18 protein-coding genes are annotated in these 18141 nt (G+C 66.6%); 15 read left to right on the top strand and 3 right to left on the bottom strand.

Annotation, left to right across the window (positions count from 1 at the left end; all coding sequences use genetic code 11):
• The first annotated feature begins 279 nt into the window (after positions 1-279).
• The 10 genes from OG716_RS22210 to holA all read left to right on the top strand — a co-directional run bounded on the left by OG716_RS22210 (position 280) and on the right by holA (position 9434).
• Positions 280-624: a type VII secretion target gene (locus OG716_RS22210; protein WP_405132700.1), complete on the top strand. Its 345-nt coding sequence runs from the start codon at positions 280-282 to the stop codon at positions 622-624.
• Between the two features lie 174 nt (positions 625-798).
• Entirely contained in the window at positions 799-978 is a 180-nt protein-coding gene (locus OG716_RS22205) for a hypothetical protein (protein WP_405132699.1), read from the top strand.
• A gap of 33 nt (positions 979-1011) precedes the next feature.
• Entirely contained in the window at positions 1012-1653 is a 642-nt protein-coding gene (gene nadD, locus OG716_RS22200) for a nicotinate-nucleotide adenylyltransferase (RefSeq protein WP_355123434.1), read from the top strand.
• The gene (gene rsfS / locus OG716_RS22195; protein ID WP_355123436.1) at positions 1650-2084 is read left to right on the top strand and encodes a ribosome silencing factor; all 435 of its coding nucleotides are present in this window, start codon (positions 1650-1652) and stop codon (positions 2082-2084) included. The genes nadD and rsfS overlap by 4 nt, the downstream gene beginning before the upstream one ends.
• Positions 2084-2743 carry a histidine phosphatase family protein gene (locus OG716_RS22190; RefSeq protein WP_405132698.1) on the top strand — a complete coding sequence of 220 codons (660 nt, stop codon included), beginning with the start codon at positions 2084-2086 and terminating at the stop codon, positions 2741-2743. Before rsfS ends, OG716_RS22190 begins: the two co-directional genes overlap by 1 nt.
• On the top strand, positions 2733-3605 hold the full coding sequence (gene octT, locus OG716_RS22185; RefSeq protein ID WP_405132697.1) for a diglucosylglycerate octanoyltransferase: 873 nt from the start codon (positions 2733-2735) through the stop codon (positions 3603-3605). Before OG716_RS22190 ends, octT begins: the two co-directional genes overlap by 11 nt.
• 31 nt (positions 3606-3636) lie before the next feature.
• Positions 3637-4479, top strand: coding sequence for a DegV family protein (locus OG716_RS22180; RefSeq protein WP_405132696.1), 843 nt, complete (start codon positions 3637-3639; stop codon positions 4477-4479).
• 987 nt (positions 4480-5466) lie between these two features.
• Entirely contained in the window at positions 5467-5925 is a 459-nt protein-coding gene (locus OG716_RS22175; protein ID WP_405132695.1) for a ComEA family DNA-binding protein, read from the top strand.
• A 565-nt stretch (positions 5926-6490) separates the two neighbouring features.
• Positions 6491-7879 carry a ComEC/Rec2 family competence protein gene (locus tag OG716_RS22170; RefSeq protein ID WP_405132694.1) on the top strand — a complete coding sequence of 463 codons (1389 nt, stop codon included), beginning with the start codon at positions 6491-6493 and terminating at the stop codon, positions 7877-7879.
• Positions 7880-8462: 583 nt separating this feature from the next.
• Positions 8463-9434, top strand: coding sequence for a DNA polymerase III subunit delta (gene holA / locus OG716_RS22165; RefSeq protein WP_355123448.1), 972 nt, complete (start codon positions 8463-8465; stop codon positions 9432-9434).
• Here the strand turns inward: holA and OG716_RS22160 are convergent.
• Both OG716_RS22160 and rpsT read right to left on the bottom strand, forming a co-directional pair.
• Entirely contained in the window at positions 9431-10186 is a 756-nt protein-coding gene (locus OG716_RS22160; protein ID WP_405132693.1) for an LGFP repeat-containing protein, read from the bottom strand. The genes holA and OG716_RS22160 overlap by 4 nt on opposite strands.
• Positions 10187-10406: 220 nt before the next feature.
• Complete coding sequence (rpsT, locus tag OG716_RS22155; protein ID WP_327144554.1) at positions 10407-10670, bottom strand: 30S ribosomal protein S20; 264 nt, start codon at positions 10668-10670, stop codon at positions 10407-10409.
• A 206-nt stretch (positions 10671-10876) separates the two neighbouring features.
• Between rpsT and OG716_RS22150 the strand changes: the two genes are divergently transcribed.
• From OG716_RS22150 to OG716_RS22135, 4 genes are all read left to right on the top strand, one after another.
• Positions 10877-12511 (top strand): circularly permuted type 2 ATP-grasp protein, encoded by a 1635-nt coding sequence (locus OG716_RS22150; RefSeq protein WP_405132692.1) that lies wholly within the window; start codon positions 10877-10879, stop codon positions 12509-12511.
• 47 nt (positions 12512-12558) lie between these two features.
• Positions 12559-13527 carry an alpha-E domain-containing protein gene (locus tag OG716_RS22145; RefSeq protein ID WP_405132691.1) on the top strand — a complete coding sequence of 323 codons (969 nt, stop codon included), beginning with the start codon at positions 12559-12561 and terminating at the stop codon, positions 13525-13527.
• Positions 13524-14366, top strand: a complete 843-nt coding sequence (locus OG716_RS22140) for a transglutaminase domain-containing protein (RefSeq protein WP_405132690.1) — start codon at positions 13524-13526, stop codon at positions 14364-14366. Before OG716_RS22145 ends, OG716_RS22140 begins: the two co-directional genes overlap by 4 nt.
• Positions 14367-14429: 63 nt before the next feature.
• Positions 14430-15209 carry an aquaporin gene (locus OG716_RS22135; RefSeq protein ID WP_405132689.1) on the top strand — a complete coding sequence of 260 codons (780 nt, stop codon included), beginning with the start codon at positions 14430-14432 and terminating at the stop codon, positions 15207-15209.
• Positions 15210-15281: 72 nt separating this feature from the next.
• Here the strand turns inward: OG716_RS22135 and OG716_RS22130 are convergent, their stop codons facing one another.
• Positions 15282-15860: a type II toxin-antitoxin system PemK/MazF family toxin gene (locus OG716_RS22130; RefSeq protein ID WP_355123458.1), complete on the bottom strand. Its 579-nt coding sequence runs from the start codon at positions 15858-15860 to the stop codon at positions 15282-15284.
• 156 nt (positions 15861-16016) lie between these two features.
• Here OG716_RS22130 and lepA point away from each other — a divergent pair, with 156 nt between their 5' ends.
• Positions 16017-17870: a translation elongation factor 4 gene (gene lepA / locus OG716_RS22125; protein ID WP_327144561.1), complete on the top strand. Its 1854-nt coding sequence runs from the start codon at positions 16017-16019 to the stop codon at positions 17868-17870.
• Positions 17871-18141: the final 271 nt, after the last annotated feature.

Genomic DNA, 18141 nt, shown 5'->3' with positions numbered 1-18141 from the left:
GGGCGTTTGGTCGGGCGAGGGTTGCGTTATCGGCCCATACAACCCGGCCGAGCGTACTTACCTGTATGTAATAACCGCCATATTTGTGTTGGCGGTCGCGAGCGCGCTGGCAGTCTCGATCAAGACGCGGTCTCCGGCAGCCAGGTGGATTGCTGTGGGGTTGTTGATATTCTTCGCAGCGGTAGCGCTCTATCTACTGACCGTGTGGGGCGGTTTCGAATCCAACAATAAACCGGTACCGGAAGAGCCCTGCCCGAGCCCGTTGGAGAGAAGGCTTCGATGAGTGACGACGATCTTTATGTTGAGCCCGACAATGTCCGTAATACCGGTCAGCAGTTGTCGGACATCGCCGCCGAAGCCCTCACGAAGACGAACCAGTACTTCGACTCTCAAGCCGATGCGGCGAAGGACAACCCCGGCTTCACGACCGGGGCGAAGCTGGTCGAATTCGCGAACAAGCTGCATGGTGAGATGAACGGCTTCATCACCGATCTCGACACCAACGCCCAGCAGGTCGTGCAGGCGGCTCAGGCCTACCAGACGACGGACGACGACAACGCGGGTCTGCTCCGCGAACTCAGTGCGCTGAACGGACAGACGAAGCCCGCCCTGCCCGGACAGTGAGCGCTGCCCGCGCCGACGGGGGCCGGGCGGATTCCGGTGGACGCGAGGCAGATTGGCTGAGCTGTGAATCCGCTGGTCACTGCCAGCGGGCTTTAAGGAAACCGTAGGTTTCGGGCTCGACACTTAGGGGGTCGTCGAGGTTGTTCGGCGCATTGGTGTTTCGGAGCCGACATGATGCGAGAGTTCATTGCTTATCTGTTGATCGCGCTGGCGTTCGTCGCGCTGATGATGGGTGCGGGGACGCTGGTGGCACGGGCTGACACGCCGTCCGCGGGTGTCGGTGTGGCGGCGCACAGCGTTGTCGTGGCAGGGGTTTCGGGCGAGGTAGCGCCGGAGTGGACCGCCGCCGCGTAACACTTGGATTCGCCCCCGGTAAGCTCGTTTTTTGTGCATACGACAGGGCGCCGCAAGCTGGGGGTGATGGGCGGCACCTTCGACCCCATCCACCATGGACACCTGGTCGCGGCCAGTGAGGTTGCCGATCGGTTCGAGTTGGACGAGGTGCTGTTCGTTCCGACGGGTCAGCCGTGGCAGAAGGCCGACCGGTACGTGAGCCCCGCCGAGGACCGCTATCTGATGACGGTCATTGCGACAGCGTCGAATCCGAGCTTCTCCGTGAGCCGCGCCGATATCGAGCGCGGGAAGAAGACCTACACCGTCGATACCCTGCGTGAGCTGCGAGAACTATACGCGGACGCGGATCTGTACTTCATCACCGGTGCCGACGCGCTGGCCAGCATCCTCACCTGGCAGGATTGGGCGGAACTGTTCGAGCTGGCGAAATTCGTGGGAGTGACCCGGCCTGGGTATGAATTGAACATCGACCACCTGGCCGAACACCTCAGCGACTTCCCCGCCGACGCCATCACCATGATCGAGATCCCCGCACTGGCGATCTCGTCCAGTGAATGCCGGCGGCGGGCGAGCGAAGGCCGGCCGGTCTGGTACCTCGTCCCCGACGGGGTCGTGCAATACATATCTAAGCGGCACCTCTACGTGCCGGAAAGCAACGGGAAGGTAGCAGGGTGAGCGCAACCGTCGAAGCCGTGAAGATGGCTACGGTGGCCGCATTGGCGGCCGACGAGAAGCTGGCAACGGACGTAGTGATTCTGGACGTTTCGGAGCAGTTGGTGATCACCGATTGCTTCGTGATCGCCTCCGCGCCGAACGAGCGCCAGGTCAACGCGATCGTTGACAATATCGAGGACCGGCTCCGCGAAGCCGGGCACAAGCCGGTGCGTCGCGAGGGCACGCGTGAGGGCCGCTGGGCGCTGCTCGACTACACCGACATCGTCATCCACATCCAGCACAATGACGAGCGGGACTTCTACGGCCTCGATCGCCTGTGGAAGGACTGCCCGCAGGTGCCCGTCGAAGGACTCGACGATCAGCGCGCCAAGGCTCAGGCGACCGACACCGATGCTCTCGAGGCCGGAGACGACGAGGCCGGGGCCGAGTAGTGAGCAAGCTTGCCGGCGTCCGCCGGTTGATCCTGTTGCGCCACGGGCAAACCGAATGGAATGCCACCGACCGCATGCAGGGCCAGATCGACACCGAACTCAGTGAAGTCGGCCGGCGCCAGGCCAAGGACTGCGCACCTGAGATGGCGACCAGCGATGTCATCGCCATTGTCGCCTCGGATCTGCGGCGGGCTCACGACACCGCGCTCTGCGTCGGCGAACACGCGGGTCTCCCGGTTGTCACCGACACCCGGCTGCGCGAAACCGACCTCGGCCAGTGGGAGGGTCTGACCCACCGCGAGGTCGACGCCATCTCCCCGGGCGCTCGCAAGGAATGGCGGCTCGACGCCACCTTCACCCCGCCGGGCGGCGAATCCAAACTGCAGGTCGGCGCTCGCGCGCTGCCCCTGGTGCAGGAATTGCTCACCGAGCGCACCGACTGGCCCGGCCGTACCATCATCCTGGTTGCGCACGGCGGGCTGATCGCGGCGCTGACCGCGGCGCTGCTCGAACTCCCGCCGGTGAACTGGCCGGCCCTGGGCGGGCTCGCCAACACCAGCTGGGTGCAGCTCACCAGCCACGGTCCGAGCATCGATCGGCCCGGCTGGCGCCTGGATGTGTGGAACGCACTGGCGAAGGTAGCTCCTGATGTCCTCTGACAATCCCGAACGGCAAGTCTCCGACGAACTGCTGCGGCAGGTCTCCGAGGTGACGAAGGTCCGGGCGGTGCCGGACACGCTTTTCGGCGCACCCGCGGCTGCGGAAAGCAGTGAGCCGATCGAGGCCGAACCGGCTCAGCGGCCGGTGCTGCTCGTCATCGCCGACTCACTGTCCTACTTCGGGCCCAAGGGCGGACTGGCCGCGGACCATCCCCGCATCTGGCCGAATCTTGTTGCGGCCGAACTCGGCTGGGATGTGGAGCTGGTCGCGCGCATCGGCTGGACCTGCCGGGACGCCTACTGGGCACTCATCGGCGATCCGCGGGTCTGGGCGACCGTGCCGCGCGCCGGCGCCGTCGTATTCGCGACGGCCGGCATGGATTCGCTGCCCTCGCCGCTACCGACCGCGCTGCGCGAGCTGATCCGTTATGTACGACCGTCTTCCGTGCGGCGGCAGGTGCGCAACGTCTACAACTGGGTGCAGCCCAAGCTTTCTCCGCTGGGCTGGCCGGTGGCTTTGCCGCCGGCGGTCAGCGTCGACTACCTCGAGCAGTCGCGAAATGCGCTGGCGGGGTTGCGACCCGAGCTGCCGATGATCGCGGTGCTGCCCTCCGTCCACCAGTGTGATGCGTACGCGCGTCATCACAGCGGGCGCGATCCCATGGTGCGGGCCGTGCAGGCCTGGGCCGACGAGAAGTCGATCCCGCTGGTGGATCTCGGTGAAGCCGTGTACGACAACGTCTTCAACGGTGAATCCAACCCGGACGGCATCCACTGGGGCTGGGAGGGCCACAGCGCCGTCGCCCGCGCCATGGTCAAGGTGCTCTCCGAGGTTTCCGCCCGCGAGGTCCGGACTGTATGAAAGGCGTTGTGCGCGAGGGGTCTGCCGGCCGATGACCGTGGTGGTTGTCACCGACTCGTCGGCCAGTCTGCCCGCCGATCTCGTCGCCGAACTGGGTGTGCTCGCGGTACCGCTGCACGTACTCGTGGATGACCGGGAAATCCGGGAGGGTATCGACGATTGCGATATCGACTACGGGTCCTCCACGGTCACCACCTCGGGCGCCTCGCCCGGCGATCTGAAGGCCGTGTACGAGCGGGCCTGGGAGCTGAGCGAGGGCGATGGTGTTGTCGCCGTGCATATTTCGCGGCAGCTCTCGGGTACGTGGGAGGCGGGTCGGCAGGCGATTCGCGATATGGACGCGGGGGACCGGGTGCGCCTGGTGGACTCGCTCAGCGCGGGGCTGGGTACCGGGCTGCCGGTGCTGGCCGCCGCACGCCGCGCGCGTGGCGGTGCGGTTCTGGATGTGGTGTACGACGCGGCGGTGGCCGCTGCCGCTCGCGGTCGCGCGTTCATCGTGGTCAATCGGACCGAACAGCTGCGGCGCGGCGGTCGGCTGAGTTCGGCTGCGGCATTTTTCGGTACCGAGCTGGTCACCAAGCCGATTCTGCAGATTGTCGAAGGCCGGCTGGAGTTGCGGGAGAAGGCGCGGACTCGGTCCAAGGCGTTCGCCAAACTTATTGCCGCAGCGGTGGATGCGGCGGGTGAGGACGGCGCCGCGGTCGCGGTTCAGCACCTCGGCGCCGAGGAGTCGGCCAATACCATCGCGGCGCAGCTCCGCGATCTCATTCCGGGTATTCGCGAGCTCATCGTCGCCGAATTCGGTCCGACTCTCGGAGTGCATCTCGGGATGGGCGCTGTCGGTGCGCTGGTTGTTCCCGGCGGCTGCGGCTGATCAGCTGACGGTGCAGGTCAGCGCGATCTGCCGGTGCGGATCGCCCGGGCGGAATCTGGTTTTTCACAACCACTTTCGTTATCCACAGGCTCGGCGAAAGCCCAGGTCGGCGTCGTCGGCCGAACTCGCTCCGGTCATACCGTGGGCCCCATGCCACGAACCGACGAACGTACCGAGGTCCGCCGCCGTCTCGGCGGCCTGTCCGAACCGTCCGGCGCTGTCCCGGAATTCAGCCCGGATGCGGCGCATCCGCCGCGCTGGGACGCGGAATCGCTCGATCCGCCGAGCTCGGCGCCTGCCGCGGCAGGTTGTCGCGCGGACGGGTTCGAGCACGATGCCGCCGACACCGAGCCGGAACCGCCGCGCGAATCGTCCACGCCCGCTTGGTTGTCGGAGCCATGCGGCAGCGTCTCACTGTGGCACGAGCGATTGGTGCCGGAACGCTTCCGGGGTACCAGATGGGATCCGGGCCCGCGCGGAGTGCTGATCCTCGCGGCCGTTGCTGCGCTCGTTGTCGTGCTGACGGCCCTGATGTCGTATCAAGAAAGGCCTGTGACACAGGCGGTTCCGCCGATTGCGGTGGCCGGGGAGAGCGCGGGGGCAGAGCCGGAGTCCGGCTCGGGAGAGGGTGCGGGAAATCCGGCACCGGGGGCTTCGTCGAAAAGCGCTGGACCTGGTAGTGCTGCACCCGGTAGTGCTGGACCGGGTAGTGCTGGACCGGGTAGTGCTGGACCGGGTAGCGCTGGACCGGGTAGCGCTGGACCGGGTAGCGCTGGACCGGGTAGCGCTGGACCGGGTAGCGCTGGACCGGGTAGCGCTGTGTCCAATGGTGCTGCGCCTGCTGGCGTCGCGCCGACCGGCCGACCGAATTTGCCTGGAGGGGCACCCATTCCGGAGGCATCCGGCGGTGACCGGGGACCTGCCGGCGTTGCGCCGACCGATATCAACGGACATCCGGCATCGTCCGGCGAACTTGTTGTCAGCGTCGTGGGCCTGGTCGAACACGGCGGTCTGCGCCGCTTCCCTTCCGGAGCCCGCATCGCCGATGCGATTCGAGCGGCCGCACCGCGCCCCGAAGCCGACCTGTCCGGTCTCAACCTCGCCCAGCACCTCTGCGACGGCGACCAACTCATCATCGGCCGCAACGGCCCCCGCCCGGGCCGGCAGCAGGTCGGCAGCACCGTCGTCAATGCCGCCGGTCCCGCTCCTGCCACCGTGACCGCCTCAGGTTCACCCCGCGCCTCCGGTCCCGCCCCCAAGGTAAACCTCAACACCGCCACCGAAACCCAGCTCGACACCCTCCCCGGCGTAGGCCCCGTCACCGCCCGCGCCATCCTCACCTGGCGCACCACCCACGGCCGCTTCACCTCAGTCGACCAACTCGGCGAAATAGAAGGCATAGGCCCCTCCCGCCTCGCCCGCCTCCGCACCGCGGTGACCATATGACCGCCCATCGCGCCCGCACACGGAGCCCGTACCTGCGATCGCGCTGTCGGCGGCGACAGTTCTCGCTCGGCCGCACTCGGTTGCCGGTTCGGCGATGGACGTCAGTTCGCTGTCGGATCGTCCTCAGCCGGAGAGCCTGGTGCCGTGGTGTCGCTGCTCGCCGGGGGCGCCGCAGGTGGTCAGAGTGCACCGGGGAGTACGACCCGGCACCGAGAACGTCGCAGCGGCAGTGGGATCGGAGCGCGTGGGCCGCATCGTGCTCCTCCCCGGGCTGGGCTGTAGTGGGGGTCCCACGATGACGGCGGTTGGCGGCAGACGGCCGGGGGAGAATCGAGGGCCGGTGGAGCTGCCGGGGGAGGATCGAGGTCCGGTGGAAGTGCCGGAGGAGTTGGATGCGCGGTTGGTGCCCTCAACGGTGTGTTGTTGGGGGGCAACGATTGTCGCGGTGATTGTGGGGTGGCGGGCGGGGGTGGTGTTGACGGTGGGGTGTGGGGTGGCGGCGGTTGGGTTGTGGGGGTTGGTGATTCGGCGGGCCGCGGGTGGGCGGAGTGCGCGGGGAGTGTGGGTGGTATTGGCGGCGGTGGTTGTCGGGGCGGGATTCGCGGCGGCGGGGGCCTGGCAGGAGTACCTGGTGGCGGGGCATCCGCTGCACGAGGTGGCGAGTGGGCGGCGGGTGTGGGTGCGAGCGGTGGCTTCGGATGATCCGAAGGCGCTGGCGGAGAAGAGGTTCGGTGGAAAGAAGGTGATGGTGCGGGCCGAGTTGGTGGAGTTTCGGGAAGGCGGGGAAGTGGTTCGGGCCGGGGGAGCGGTGGTGGTGATGGCGCCGGAGGCGGGGTGGCGGGGGTTGTTGCCGGGGCAGGAGGTGGAATTTCGGGCGAAGGTGAGTCCGCCGTGGCGTTCGGATTTGACGGTGGCGGTATTGCGGGCGGACGGGCCGCCGGTATCGGTGGGGGAGCCGCCGTGGTGGCAGCGGGTGGCGGGGCGGGTGCGCGGTCACTTTGCCGATGCGGCTCAGCGGGCGCTGCCCGATGATGCGGCGGGACTGCTGCCGGGTCTGGTCATCGGTGATACGTCGCGGCTGACCGAACGGGTGCGGGATAACTTCGAGGAAACCGATCTGGCGCATCTGACGGCTGTCAGCGGTGCGAATATCACGATTCTCCTTGGGGCGGTGCTGGTTTCGATGCGGGCGCTGACCGTCGATCCGCGTGTGGGCGCGGTGGTGGCGGGGCTTGCCCTGGTGATGTTCGTGATTCTGGCGCGGCCTTCGCCGAGCGTGCTGCGGGCTGCGGTCATGGGTGCGGTGGCGCTGCTCGCCCTGTGTACGGGCCGCCGCAAACAGGCGCTGCCCGCACTCTGCACGGCGATCATCGGGTTGCTCGCATGGTCGCCCGCGCTGGCGGTGGATGCCGGGTTCGCACTGTCGGTCCTGGCCACCGCCGGGCTGATCGTGCTCGCGCCCGGATGGTCGGATTGGCTTCGGGCACACGGGTGGTGGCGCATTCCGGCGGACGGTCTCGCCGTCGCGGCGGCGGCATTCGTGGTCACCACGCCGGTCGTCATCGCCATGACCGGGCACCTCAGCCTGGTCGCCATAGGGGTGAATGTGCTGGTGGAACCGGTCATTGCGCCGATCACCGTGCTCGGCGCGCTGGGCGCGCTACTGGCCTGCCTCTGGTCACCGCCCGCGGCGTTCGTCCTGCACTGCACCTCGCCACCACTGTGGTGGCTGCTCACCGTCGCAGATCGGGCAGCCGCACTCGGCGCCTCGGTCGCACTACCCACCGGAATCCGCTCCGGCCTCATCACCGCAGTGCTGTGCGCCCTCCTGATCGCGGCACTACGCCCGCGCTCGCACGGCACGACCATCGAGTCCGGTCCCACAGTCGAGTCCGGCCCGGCAATCGAGTCCGACTCGGCGGGCCGGACACGATCGGGTCCAGCTGGGCGGTGACTCGGTCCGGCTGGGGCGCTCTGGTTCTGTCGGGCGGTGACTCGGTCTGGCGGGGGCGCTCTGGTTCTGTCGGGCGGTGATTCGGTCTGGCGGGGGCGCTCTGGTTCTGTCGGGCGGTGATTCGGTCTGGCGGGGGCGCTCTGGTTCTGTCGGGCGGTGATTCGGTCTGGCGGGGGCGCTCTGGTTCTGTCGGGCGGTGACTCGGTCTGGCGGGGGCGCTCTGGTTCTGTCGGGCGGTGATTCGGTCTGGCGGGGGCGCTCTGGTTCTGTCGGGCGGTGATTCGGTCTGGCGGGGGCGCTCTGGTTCTGTCGGGCGGTGATTCGGTCTGGCGGGGGCGCTCTGGTTCTGTCGGGCGGTGATTCGGTCCGGCTGGGGCGCTCTGGTTCCGTCGGGCGGTGACTCGGTCTGGCGGGGCGCCTCGGTCCGATTTGGGGGCGCTGGGTCCAGCTGGGCGGTGGCTTGGCCCAGTTGGGCGGTGATATAGTCCAGTCGGGCGGTGGTTCGGCAGGATTGGGGTGGGACTCGGAGCGCGGTGGTGTGACGGGTGCGGGAGTTGTCGGGGCGGGCTCGTAGGATCGGGGCGTGAGCCAACGACCCGCACCACTGCATCTTGTGCTCGGCGATGAGGAACTGCTGATCGAGCGGGCGGTATCGACGATTGCCGCGCAGGCGCGGGCCGCTTCCGAGAATCCGGATTCCATGCCGGTGGATCGGTTGCGGGCCGGCGATGCCAGCACCCCGGAACTTGCTGAGCTGCTGAGCCCGTCGCTGTTCGCCGAGGAGCGGGTGATCGTGCTGGAGTCGGCGGCCGAGGCCGGTAAGGATGCGGTGGCGGTGGTCCTGGACGCCGCCGCCTCACCCCCGGAGGGTGCGGTGCTGGTGGTGGTGCACACCGGTGGCGGTCGCGCCAAGGCCATGGTTCCCGCACTGCAGAAACTGGGTGCGGTGGTGCATCAGGCCGCCAAGCTGACCAAGGCGGGCGAGCGAGTCGAGTTCGTGCGCAATGAATTCCGCGCCGCGAATGTGCGCGTCTCGTCCGATGTCGTCCAGGCGATCATCGAATCGGTCGGTTCCGAACTGCGCGAATTGGCCGCGGCCACTTCCCAGTTGGCCGCCGATACCGGCGGCAAGATCGATGTGGCCGCCGTGCACCGCTACTACTCGGGCAAGGCCGAGGTGACCGGTTTCGACGTGGCCGACCTCGCCGTCTCCGGCGATCGTCCGGCCGCCATGGAGGCATTGCGCTGGGCCACCGACCGCGGTGTCCCCGCGGTCCTACTGGCGGATGCCCTGGCCGATTCCGTGCACACCATCGCCCGCGTCGGCTCCGCGGGCCGCGGTGATCCGTTCAAACTCGCGGGCGATCTCGGCATGGCGCCGTGGAAGGTCAAGAAGGCGCAGGCCCAGGCCCGCGGCTGGACCGGCGTCACCATCGGTGCGGCCCTGCAGATCGTCGCGGGCCTCAACGCTGACGTCAAAGGCGGTGCAGCCGACACCAACTACGCCCTCGAACACGCGCTGGCCCGCATTCTCGACCTTCGCGAATCCGCCTAGCTGTTCGGCGACCAGGTGATTTTGCCGCCGCTGAAGTCCTGGGCCTTGCCGCCCTTGTAGTCGTATTCGTCGCCGGTCGGGTAGCCGTAGCGGCCGTTCTCGGCGCCGTTGCGGACCCACTCGTCGCGGATGGCGCCCCAGGTGATGTGCGTGCCGGCCTTCTGCGAGGAGTAGATGGCGCCGCCCTCGAACATCATGTAGCGGGCATCGCCCTTATTGGTATTGGCCTCATCGGAGATGGGGAAGCCCAGCGGGCTGTTCTCCCAGCCGACGGCCGCGTACTTGTCGCGAATGGTGCCGTTGATCATGTGGGTGCCGGACCCGATCGACCAGTAGATCGACCCGCCCTGGAAGTGCTGGAAACGGCCGGGCTTACCGGTCGCGCCCTCATCGACGGTCGGGTACTTCAGCACCCCGGACTCGGAGCCCAGCGCGCGCCACTTGTCGCGGATCGCGCCGCCGATCGAATGCGCATCGGTTGCCGGTGTCCAGTAGATCGAGATGCTGTTGGTGAAGTCCTGCTTCTTGCCGCCGGCCGCGGCATCGCTCTCCGGACTCGTCGGATCGCCGAACATGCCCGGCCCCCCGGCCTGGTCGTACTCGACCTCGATCGCCCCGCCCACATCGAACGGCCCGATCGGCCGCGCGGCGGCCGTACCGCTCATACCGACAGCGGCAACCCCGAGCCCGGTCGTCAGCGCGACCGCGACCGCTCCGGCGGCCACAGCACCACGGTTCCAAGACGATTTCATGCGGCGTACCGATGACAAGAGAACTCCCAACGCAGGTGGTATCGAATGCCCCCGACAGTCGCAGCCATCCTCCCGGGAACCGCCCGGCTCAGCAAGTTCCCAGAGCAAATGTCACACATACAACAAAAACCGCCGTGGTCGTCAAAGCCACGGCGGCTGTTCGAAGCAATATTTACCCGATATGTATACCGGGGTTGTCAGCTGACCTTGTAGAAGGAAATCAGCCGAGCTTGTTGACGGCCAGCGACAGCGCCGACTTCTTGTTGGCGGCCTGGTTGGCGTGGATGACGCCCTTCGAGGCAGCCTTGTCGAGGCTCTTGCTCGCGGACTGCAGCAGCTCGATCGCCTTGTCCTTCTCGCCCGCAGCAGCGGCCTCGCGGAACTTGCGGATCGAGGTACGCAGCGCGGACTTGACCGACTGGTTACGCAGACGCGCATCCTCGTTGGTGCGGATCCGCTTCATCTGGGACTTGATGTTGGCCACGCGTGTTTCCTCGTGTTCCTTCGTTTGGTGGTTTATGCGGGAAGCAAAGTCTCCGGGCGCACTACGCAGTCGTAGCGCAGCACCGACGAACGAGGTTACCAGGCAACGACTCGGGCATGAAATCGACCCCGTTCGCAATGGGGCTGATGCGAGAAATTTACCCCGGTCCAACTGCGTGTCGCTCCTGCGTGATGGACCATTTTGGCATGACCCCCGCTGCAGCCGCACGATCGGCCGCGGCCGCTCACCATTCGAACGGCCGCGTCGAGACCGACGATGCGGCGGTGGGTGTCTTCGCGGGATACCGGCCCGGCCGCTACGCCGAGGCTTATGACGAAATGTTCGACCCCACGGGACGGGCACGCGCTCCCTACAAGGGCATCTATGCCGCCCTGGCCACCATCGACGCATCCGATCTGGCGGCCAGGGCCGAGGCGCTGGCCCGTGCCTTCGTGGACCAGGGCATCACCTTCTCGCTGTCCGGTCAGGAGCGGCCTTTCCCGCTCGATCTGGTACCTCGGGTAATAGCCGCCACCGAATGGACCAAACTCGAGCGCGGCATCAAACAGCGCGTGCGGGCGCTCGAGGCGTTTCTGGCCGATGTGTACGGCGAGCAGACCATCCTGCGCGATCAGGTCATCCCCAAGCGGCTCGTCACCTCGTGCGCGCATTTCCACCGCGAGGCCACCGGCCTGGTGCCGCCCAACGGTGTGCGCATTCACGTCGCCGGCATCGATGTGGTCCGCGATGAGCACGGCGATTTCCGTGTGCTGGAAGACAACCTGCGTTCCCCGTCCGGGGTGTCGTATGTGATGGAGAACCGCCGCACCATGGCGCGGGTGTTCCCCGATCTGTTCGCGTCCCACCGGGTGCGGGCCGTCGGCGACTATCCCAGCCATCTGCTGCGCGCCCTGCGCGCGGCCGCCGCGCCCAATGAGGCCGATCCGACCGTGGTGGTGCTCACCCCCGGCGTCTACAACTCCGCCTACTTCGAACATTCGCTGCTGGCCCGCCAGATGGGCGTGGAATTGGTCGAGGGCCGAGACCTGTTCTGCCGCGACAGCACCGTCTATATGCGCACCACGGCGGGGGAGCGGCAGGTCGATGTCATCTACCGCCGCATCGACGACACCTTCCTCGATCCCATGCAGTTCCGGCCGGATTCGATGCTGGGCGTCGCGGGCGTGCTGAATGCGGCGCGCGCGGGCACGGTGGTGCTGGCCAATGCGGTCGGCAACGGTGTCGGCGACGACAAACTCGTCTACACCTATGTGCCCGCGTTCATCGAGTACTACCTGGGCGAGAAACCGATTCTGCCCAATGTGGATTCATATCGCTGCTGGGAACCGGACGAGCGCGACGAGGTGCTCGACCGGGTCGCCGAACTGGTGGTGAAACCGGTGGAGGGCTCCGGCGGGTACGGCATTGTCATCGGTCCCGACGCCAGTCAGAAGGAATTGGATGCCGTGCGCCGCAAGGTGCGCGCCGATCCGCGCGGCTGGATCGCCCAGCCGGTGGTCCAATTGTCCACGGTGCCAAGCAAAATCGGTGGCCGACTGGCGCCCCGGCATGTGGATCTGCGCCCCTTCGCGGTCAATGACGGCGACGATATCTGGGTATTGCCGGGCGGTTTGACCCGTGTCGCGCTGCCCGACGGTTCCCTGGTGGTGAATTCCAGCCAGGGCGGCGGCAGTAAGGACACCTGGGTCCTGGCCCCGAGAACCTCCGTGGAAGAGCGCGAACTGGCCGGCACCCAGCTGGTGAGCGAACAGCACATCTCGCGTGATCGTGAGCAGTCGCGAGAACCCTCGCCCACTCGGGCAAGTCAACAACAGCAATAGCAACGGCGCTGCTGAGCAGGTGAAGTAATACGTTAGGCGGTCGAATTATGCTGGCGCGCAATGCCGAATCTCTTTTCTGGATCGGCCGTTACGTCGAACGCGCCGAGTACACGGCGCGCATCCTGGATGTGGCGGTGCATCAATTGCTCGAGGAGGCGACGGTCGACCCGGATCGAACATCCCGGGTGCTGTTGCGGGTACTCGGCATCGAATCTCCCGAAGAGGAACTCGATGTGTGGTCGGTGACCGAGCTGGTCGCCTTCGGCCGAGAGCATGACGGCTCCATTGTCGATTCCGTCAGCCGGGCCCGTGAGAATGCCCGGGGCGCAAGGGAAGTCGCCTCGACCGAAATGTGGGAATGTCTCAATTCCACCTATAACGGCCTGGCCGCGGCCGAACGAGCCGCGCGGGCGCTCGGCCCGCACGAGTTCTGCCACTACATCACCGACCGCGCGGCCATGTTCGCCGGACTCTCCGATTCGACGCTGAGCCGCGACGACGGCTACCGCTTCCTGCTCCTGGGCCGTTCCATCGAGCGCGTCGATATGACTGTGCGCCTGCTGCTTTCGCGCGCGGGAGATCGCACCTCCTCCCCGGCCTGGGTGACCGTGCTGCGGTCCGCGGGTGCGCACGATCCGTATCTGCGCACCCAGCGCGGTGTGCTCGACGCCAATCAGATCGCCGAATTCATTCTGCTGGACCGGCTTTTCCCGCGTTCAGTCTTCCATTCCCTGCGGGTCGCGGAAACCTGTCTGCAGGAACTGGATCAGCGCCCCAACAGCCGATTCGCGGCCCGGCAGGAAGCTCATCGACTACTCGGCCGGGCCCGCAGCGAACTGGAGTTCCTGCCGGCCGCCGTACTGCTCGAGGATCTGCCTGCCCGGCTGCTGTGGTTGCAGGAGACCTGCCGGGAGGTCGGGGAAGCGGTGGCGCTGCAGTACTTCCACGCTGAAACCTGGGTGGCCTGGACCGGTCTGCACGGCCGTAACGGCGTTCTGGTGGAGGAGACGATATGAGCTGGCGGATGCGAGTGGTGCACACCACCGGTTATGTGTACGACGCGCCGGTCTCCCGCTCGTTCAACGAGGCGCGGCTCACCCCGCGCGCGGACAGCCGGCAGAACGTGATCCTGAACCGGGTGGAGACCGTGCCCTCGACCCGCTCCTTCCGCTACGTCGATTACTGGGGCACCGCGGTGACCGCCTTCGATCTGCACGCTCCGCACAGCGAATTGGAGATCACCAGCGCGTCGGTGGTGGAGACCGAGCCGTTCGCGGGCCCCGCCGAGGAACTGTCGTGGGAGGAGCTGCGCGGCGACGACATCGTCGACCGATTCGACGAATTGCTCTCGCCCACCGAATATGTCCCGCGCGAGCGCCGGCTGTCCCCGATCGCGCGGCAGCTCTCGCGCGGCGTTCCGCCCGCCAAAGCCGTTGTGCGCGCGGCGGAATGGGTTCATCAGGAAATGACCTACCTGGCCGGGAGCACCTCCGTGCACACCTCGGCCGTACAGGCTTTCGCGGAAAGGCAAGGCGTATGCCAGGACTACGCGCACCTGACCCTGCTGCTGTTGCGGACCATGGGGATTCCCAGCCGATACGTCTCCGGCTATTTCCACCCCGATCCCGCTGCCGAAGTGGGCAATACCGTCGCCGGGCAGATGCACGCCTGGGTGGAGGCCTGGACGGGGCAGTGGTGGGGTTACGACCCGACCAACAATATCCCCGTCACGGAGCAACACGTTTCAGTTGGTGTCGGGCGTGATTACGCGGATGTGCCGCCTCTGAAAGGTATCTTCAGCGGGAGTGGCTCGACCGATCTCGAAGTCGTGGTGGAGATCACCAGGCTCGCATGACCGTAAGTCGGCAGGACACAGATGCTCTCCGCGGTAGGCGGGGACGATCCCGGAAGGTGGCTGATGTCTCCCACAGCTCAGGAAGTCGTCGAGGATCTCACCGAGTTACAAGAGGTATCGCTGGCGCGCAAGCTGCTCGCCGAGACGTTCGGCACCTTCGTGCTGGTACTCGGTGGTGTCGGCACCGCGGTCATCGCGGGTGACCGGGTGGGTGCGCTCGGAGTCGCGCTGGCCTTCGGTTTGACCCTGCTGTTCCTGGTGTACGCCATCGGCCCGATCTCCGGCTGCCATGTGAATCCGGCGGTCACCGTCGGCCAGCTGCTGCTGGGCCGGGTCACGGCGGGCGTCGCCGCGGCCTACTGGGTGGCGCAGGTGATCGGCGGTCTGATCGGCGGTGCGGTGATCTACGCCATCGCCAAGAATCTGCCGTCCTACGACCGCGCCACCAATGGCCTCGGCGCCAACGGCTGGGGCGCGCACAGTCCCTCGAAGGCGGAGCTCGGCGGCATCGTCACCAATGGTTACGGCCTGGCCGCGACCATCACCGTGGAGATCATCCTGACCGGCCTGCTGGTGTTCGTGGTGCTGGCCTCCACCGATCAGCTCTCGGATGTGCCGCTGGCGGGTCTGTCGATCGGCTTCACGCTGGCCGTCATCCACCTGATCTCGATCCCGATCGACAACACCTCCGTGAACCCGGCGCGCAGCCTCGGTGTCGCCTTCTATCAGGACGGTGCGCTCGCGCAGGTGTGGGTCTTCCTGGTCTTCCCGCTGGTCGGCGGTGTACTCGGCGCCCTCGTCTACAGCGGCATCTTCGGTCGCTCCCGCAACCTGGTGAGCTGACGGCTCTTTCGTGATTCGAGTGCCCCGTTCCCATGGAGCGGGGCACTCGCTCTGTTCGGTGCCGGTGGTATTTCAGTGCCAGTGGTATTCGGCGCACAGCCGGTGCGCGACCCGGTCGAAGATCTTGCGGGGGACGATGGCGCCCTCGCGGCGGATGCCGTCCTCGGGGACATCGAGCACCCGATCCAGGCGCACCCAGCTCGGCCGGCCCTCGTGATCCCAGGCGCCGGGCCCGATGCCGACCCAATTGTGGTGGTGCTCATGGTCTTCGTTGGAGGAGAGCATCAGCCCCAGCAGCGTCCCGCGCTCGCGGCCGACGACCAGCACCGGCCGGTCCTTGCCATTGCTGGGGTCCTCCTCGTACGGCACCCAGGTCCAGACGATTTCGCCCGGATCGGCACGACCGTCCAATTGCGGGCTGTAGACGATCATCCGGGCGCGTTCCCCCGACGGCACCCCGGCCGAGGAGGTCGGCCGGACCGAGACCGGCGGTGCGGGCCGCGCGGCCACCGCGCGCAGGGCCCGGCCCCACATCGAGGAGTTCTGCATCCGCCCGAACAATTTGGGCGCCTGCTGCTTGACGATATGCGTGCCCTGCTCTTTTGCCACGATCCCCAACTGCTTCCCCAGAGCGTTCCACCTGCCGGCCATCTCGGCAGCCTAGTGGCGGATGTCCGGTTTCTCATCCGGGCCGGATTCGCCTGTGCTGAGCGGCGGTTCGCCGTCCGGGTGCTCCACTGGCGAGAGCGGTCCGGCGCGCACCGTAGACTTCGGGGTTGACATGCCGCTGTTTCGCCATGCCGAGGAGTGACTCCGATTAGCAGTTTCGCCGATACGACGTTCACCGATCCGTCCCGGATCAGGAACTTCTGCATCATCGCGCACATCGACCACGGGAAATCGACCCTGGCCGATCGCATGCTGCAGCTCACCGGGGTGGTCGACCCGCGGCAGATGCGCGCCCAGTATCTGGACCGCATGGATATCGAGCGTGAACGCGGTATCACCATCAAGGCCCAGAACGTGCGCCTGCCGTGGGTGGTCGATGGTGAGGAATTCGTCCTGCACCTCATCGACACGCCCGGTCACGTGGACTTCACCTATGAGGTGTCGCGTGCGCTCGAGGCCTGTGAGGGCGCGATTCTGCTGGTCGATGCCGCACAGGGGATCGAGGCGCAGACGCTCGCCAACCTGTATCTGGCCATGGACAAGGACCTCACGGTCATCCCGGTGCTGAACAAGATCGACCTGCCCGCCGCGGATCCGGACCGCTATGCCGCCGAGATCGCGCACATCGTCGGCTGTGAGCCCGACGACGTGCTGCGCGTCTCCGGTAAGACCGGTGTCGGTGTTGCCGAGCTGCTGAACAAGGTCATCGCGGAGATTCCGGCGCCGGTCGGCAAGGACGACGCACCCGCTCGCGCACTGATTTTCGACTCGGTCTACGACACCTACCGCGGCGTCATCACGTATGTGCGTGTGGTCGACGGCAGGCTGACCCCGCGTCAGAAGATCAAGATGATGTCCACCGGCGCCACCCACGAACTGCTGGAGATCGGCATCGTCTCGCCCGAGCCGAAGCCCACCGTGGGTCTGGGCGTCGGCGAGGTCGGCTACCTGATCACCGGTGTGAAGGATGTGCGGCAGTCGAAGGTCGGTGACACCGTCACGACCATGCGCGACGGCGCGACCGAGCCGCTGACCGGTTACCGCGAACCGCGGCCGATGGTCTACTCCGGTCTGTACCCGGTCGACGGCTCCGATTACCCGGATCTGCGCGATGCCCTGGACAAATTGCAGCTCAACGATGCCGCGCTCACCTATGAGCCGGAAACGTCTGTGGCCCTTGGCTTCGGCTTCCGCTGCGGCTTCCTCGGACTGCTGCATATGGAGATCACCCGAGAGCGGCTCGAGCGCGAGTTCAATCTGGATCTGATCTCCACCGCGCCCAATGTGATCTACCGCGTGGTGCTGGAGGACGGTTCCGAACAGGTTGTCACCAACCCCTCGTACTGGCCCGAGGGCAAGGTCCGCGAGATCTACGAGCCCATCACCAAGTGCACGGTGATCGCGCCCAGCGAATTCATCGGCACCATCATGGAGCTGTGCCAGAACCGTCGCGGTGAGCTGCTCGGTATGGACTACCTGTCCGAGACCCGCGTCGAGATGCGGTACACGCTGCCGATGGCGGAGATCATCTTCGACTTCTTCGATTCGCTGAAGTCGCGCACCCGCGGTTACGCCTCGCTCGACTACGAGGAGGTCGGCGAGCAGGCGGCCGCTCTGGTCAAGGTCGACATCCTGCTGCAGGGTGAGGCGGTGGACGCGTTTTCGGCCATCATGCACAAGGATTCGGCCCAGGCATACGGCCACAAGATGACCAGCAAGCTGCGCGAGCTCATTCCGCGGCAGCAGTTCGAGGTGCCGATCCAGGCGGCCATCGGCTCGAAGGTCATCTCCCGCGAGAACATTCGCGCCATCCGCAAGGACGTGCTCGCCAAGTGCTACGGCGGTGACATCAGCCGTAAGCGCAAACTGCTGGAGAAGCAGAAGGAGGGCAAGAAGCGGATGAAGACCATCGGCCGCGTCGAGGTCCCGCAGGAAGCCTTCGTGGCGGCGCTGTCCACCGATTCGCCGTCGGACAGCAAGACCAAGAAGTAAAACTCCCCCGCGTCCCCGAACCTTCAGCGCACAGCTGAGAGCCGTGGACGGGTGATGCACGCGTGCCGGCGGTCGAGTGCCAACTCCATTTTGGACGTACCCGACGAGTTACCCGGCCCGCACGAAATCAGGAGTCCAGCTCGATTCACACAAAATCTGGGGCTTCCGTCCCGATATGTCGGATGACAAGCTATGTGTCGCACCACTGGCACACCAGCTTCTACCTGGTGGATGTGACAGACCGGGTATCCGGAAATAGGGTGTGAAACGA

Source organism: Nocardia sp. NBC_01388, assembly GCF_045040085.1.
GTDB lineage: Bacteria > Actinomycetota > Actinomycetes > Mycobacteriales > Mycobacteriaceae > Nocardia.
This window is presented reverse-complemented; position numbering and strand designations above follow the sequence as displayed.